The organism is Nostoc sp. (assembly GCF_035638895.1).
Classification (GTDB): domain Bacteria; phylum Cyanobacteriota; class Cyanobacteriia; order Cyanobacteriales; family Nostocaceae; genus Nostoc.
Window position 1 is genome coordinate 1 of the sequence record NZ_DASQZC010000252.1, and the last position, 3598, is coordinate 3598.

Below are 3598 nucleotides of genomic sequence, written 5' to 3' on the forward strand. Positions count from 1 at the left end.
ACTCCTGACTCCTGACTCCTGAATTCTTACTTACCTATGAAAGTCCGCTCTAGTTACTGGCAACTGTTGCCTTATCTGTGGCCCCAATGGCCGCTGTTAATTCAGGGATTAGCTTGTATTTTGGGATTTGTGTTATTCACCCTAGCAGTGCCCCATTTAGCAGGTCAGGTTGCCTTTTATCTTGGTCAGGGAAATGTTAACCAGATTGCCTACTGGCTCGGACTAGCCACTTTGGTATTTTTTGTTCGAGGGCTTTGTCAATACGGGCAGAATGTCTTTATGATCGCTGCTACTCTGAACATGGTTTTAAACTTGCGTAAGCGGGTTTATGCTCACCTGCACAAACTTGGATTAGATTACTTTGAAACTACACAGACGGGAGACTTGACTTATCGCTTGACTGAAGATATCGATCGCGTAGGCGAGATTGTAGACAAGTTATCCCATCAGTTTCTTTCCAATTTGTTGCAGTTAATTGCGATTCCCATTTACATGCTTTACCTAAATTGGCCCCTCACTCTTGCGGGTTTGATTTTGGCTCCTTTAATGGCTTGGTTGATTGGGCAATTTGGTCAGCGATTACTCGTGCTATCTCGCCAGAGCCAAAATCAAGTTTCCAATTTGTCGGCGATGCTAACTGAAGTATTTAGCGGAATTCGCGTTGTTCAAGCTTTTGCAGCACAAGAATATGAAGTAAAGCGATTCAATCAAGAAGCAGAAATCAATCGCCAAGCTAAGTATCGCGCTCTACAACTCAAATCCATTCAGTTTCCCGTTGTTGGTTTTTTGGAAGCAGTTAGTATTATACTGCTGTTTTTATTAGGAGGATGGCAGATTTCTCAGGGGCAACTGACTACTCAAGGGTTTATCAGTTTCTTAGCTGCTGTGGCTTTACTGATTCAGCCAATCGACATGATGATTAGCAATTACAACGAGTACAAACAGACCGAAGCTTCCGTCGAACGCATCTTTGAATTGATGGCAGAGCAGCCTAGTTTAATTGAAAAACCGAATGATAAGGAACTGCCACGAATTGCTGGCAAGGTAGAGTATCGTCATGTCAATTTCGCTTACAATCCCGACGAGCCAGTGCTCAAGGATCTTTGTTTGCACGCTTCTCCGGGTAGTGTCATTGCCTTGGTTGGTTCTTCTGGGGCGGGCAAATCGACTTTAATTAACCTTTTACTTCGTTTTTATGACCCCCAGGCGGGTGAAATTCTAATTGATGATATTGATATCCGCGATGTCACACTCACAAGTTTGCGTCATCAAATTGGCATTGTTCCCCAAGACATTACCCTTTTTTCGGGAACGATCGCTGAAAATATTGGTTATGGTCAAGAAGAATTAAATTTGGCAGCAATTGAGTCAGCAGCAAAGATTGCCAACGCTCACTCGTTCATCACCCAGTTTTCCCAAGGTTATCATAGCTGGGTTGGCGAGCGCGGAGTTAACCTATCTGGAGGACAGCGCCAAAGATTAGCCATCGCCAGAGCGATCGTCAACGATCCTCGAATTCTCATCCTGGATGAAGCTACTTCTGCCTTAGATTCGGAGTCAGAAGCACTAGTTCAAGAAGCGATCAAGCGAGTGATGCAAAACCGTACCGTGTTTGTTATCGCCCATCGCTTGAGCAGCGTTCGTAGGGCTGACTGCATTCTCGTACTAGAACATGGACATTTGGTTGAAGCTGGTACACATACCTCTCTCCTGTCTCAGGAAGGACGATATGCCCGTTTTTATGCCCAACAGTTTTACTCTACAGATGAGGATTAAGCTTACGAATTAACTTTGCTTTTAATTAAACGGTGGAAAAGTCGGCAAGGCCATAAAAAAGCTCCACATATAGTTACTGAGGCGATCGCAGCCACAACTCGCCAAGTGGAACTAGATTCAGTGGCAGAATCTGAAGGGTGAGCTTGTGTGTTTTTAGCTAATTCTGGCACTAAATGAGATAGCTGACTGGCTGTAGTCACCCCTTCAATCGCTGCTCCAATTAGATAAGCTACTAGGGCAATTACTAGCCAGTTATTCATAATATTCAACTGTTTGAACTCTGAGCGTATGCTTGGCAGTGAGCAATGATTTGATTTATAGTGCTAATGATTGCTGCCTTGTCCAAAGGATAATCGGCCTTCAGCCGTATCACGAATGAGGGGCAGTTTAGATTTTATATAAGTATTGAGAGTGCTATCTGCTTGAGGATCAATAGCCTGCTTCGCTTTTAACTGTTGCAGAAGCACTTGTACTAAAGCAGCATCGTCAAACTGGAGCAGAGTGCTAACGTGGGTAGACTCGATTACAGCCCAAAGCTGTTGCATCATTTTGGCAGTGACCATGAGTCTGTAACCTCTTAAGCTTTTCTTTATATTTACACAGATTTGGAATTTGTAGTTAGTTTTTATCTGAAGATTTATAAACATATAGGCTGAAAATGCCTAAGTCGATTAATCAGTTGAGTCATAGCCTTTTATCAATCGATTAAGTTACAGTAGTGCTTAACCTTTAGCATAACCTTGGTCTATAAAGAAAGAAAACTGCCCAAAGAGTTAGATTCTCTCTAACCCAATACGCTTGGATTAAGGAACGTAGACCCAAAGGGGCTTCTTGCAGGGTAATTCAACATTTTCATTGATTTAGTTGGGTTTCACCTCATACCTATAGGGGAAGCAAGCTAGAACCGAACCCACGCAATTTATGGTTTTTGAGGCTAACCTAAACGTATTGCTCTAATTCCCTCCATTTTTATAAATAAGCAATCAATTAGAGCAAGCCTTTTGAAAAGCCACAATGCAGACATAGGTAGGCTTCAGCGCTTTTTGTGGAGGGAAAGTTCAGTTGTCTTCGCTGTCGGGTACTTTTGCGAGAAATTTATTGTGGAACATTAGCACAAACTCCTTCTTGACCAGAAGGATCGGCAAAAACTGCTAAAGTGTGATATTCAGGGTTATCTGTTTTATATATCACTCGAAAAGTATACAACTTATTTCTACCTTGTCCTTCGGTAACAACTGTTAAAAGTGTGTTGCTAGTGGGAGGAAGCCCAGGAATATTTAGTTTTTGAATTCGTCTGAGTTGAATTACATTCGCTGAGGAGTTTTTACAATCTCCTCCACTACTATTAGAGTCTTGACCAAACTGCATACATACTGGCCCATCAAAGTCTATAGTTACCTGTGATGGATCGTTTAACCAAACTTTTTTAATTACTTCTCCAGTCTGAATAAAGCTTAAGTTTGTTCCTTGTTGATACCAAACGTCGATCGTAGGTATTGCTCCCCCTAAACCCTGTGCTTGACAGGAAAATATGGAACGCAGAACAGCGTTATTAGCAACAGCGCGACCTACCAACAAAAACATAGCAACCGAGAAAATTAAGGAAGCTATAGGTAGGAAATAAGAATTACCTGGGGTATTTCCTGACAAGTTAGGATTACTTTTCATGGTTGCAAATGGGAAGATTGGTAGATAGAACAAGAGAATATGGGAAAGATAGAAAGAAAACTAATTACCAATTACCATTACCCAATCAAAAATCTAAAATTGGTATAAATCCTACCTTATAAAACTAGATTGGTTGATTAACGTATAGTTCAAC

The 3598-nt window shown here is 41.6% G+C and carries 4 protein-coding genes; 1 reads left to right on the plus strand and 3 read right to left on the minus strand.

The features are described 5' to 3' along the window. Positions 1-36 precede the first annotated feature (36 nt). Complete coding sequence (locus VE944_RS12335) at positions 37-1776, plus strand: ABC transporter ATP-binding protein (protein ID WP_324977308.1); 1740 nt, start codon at positions 37-39, stop codon at positions 1774-1776. A gap of 2 nt (positions 1777-1778) precedes the next feature. On the opposite strand, the gene VE944_RS12340 is transcribed toward VE944_RS12335, so the two are convergent. The 3 genes from VE944_RS12340 to VE944_RS12350 form a co-directional block, all read right to left on the minus strand. Then, the gene (locus tag VE944_RS12340) at positions 1779-2036 is read right to left on the minus strand and encodes a hypothetical protein (protein WP_324977311.1); all 258 of its coding nucleotides are present in this window, start codon (positions 2034-2036) and stop codon (positions 1779-1781) included. Between the two features lie 63 nt (positions 2037-2099). Continuing rightward, positions 2100-2339 (minus strand): hypothetical protein, encoded by a 240-nt coding sequence (locus tag VE944_RS12345; RefSeq protein ID WP_324977314.1) that lies wholly within the window; start codon positions 2337-2339, stop codon positions 2100-2102. Positions 2340-2871: 532 nt separating this feature from the next. Continuing rightward, positions 2872-3444 (minus strand): hypothetical protein, encoded by a 573-nt coding sequence (locus VE944_RS12350; RefSeq protein WP_324977317.1) that lies wholly within the window; start codon positions 3442-3444, stop codon positions 2872-2874. Positions 3445-3598 lie beyond the last annotated feature (154 nt).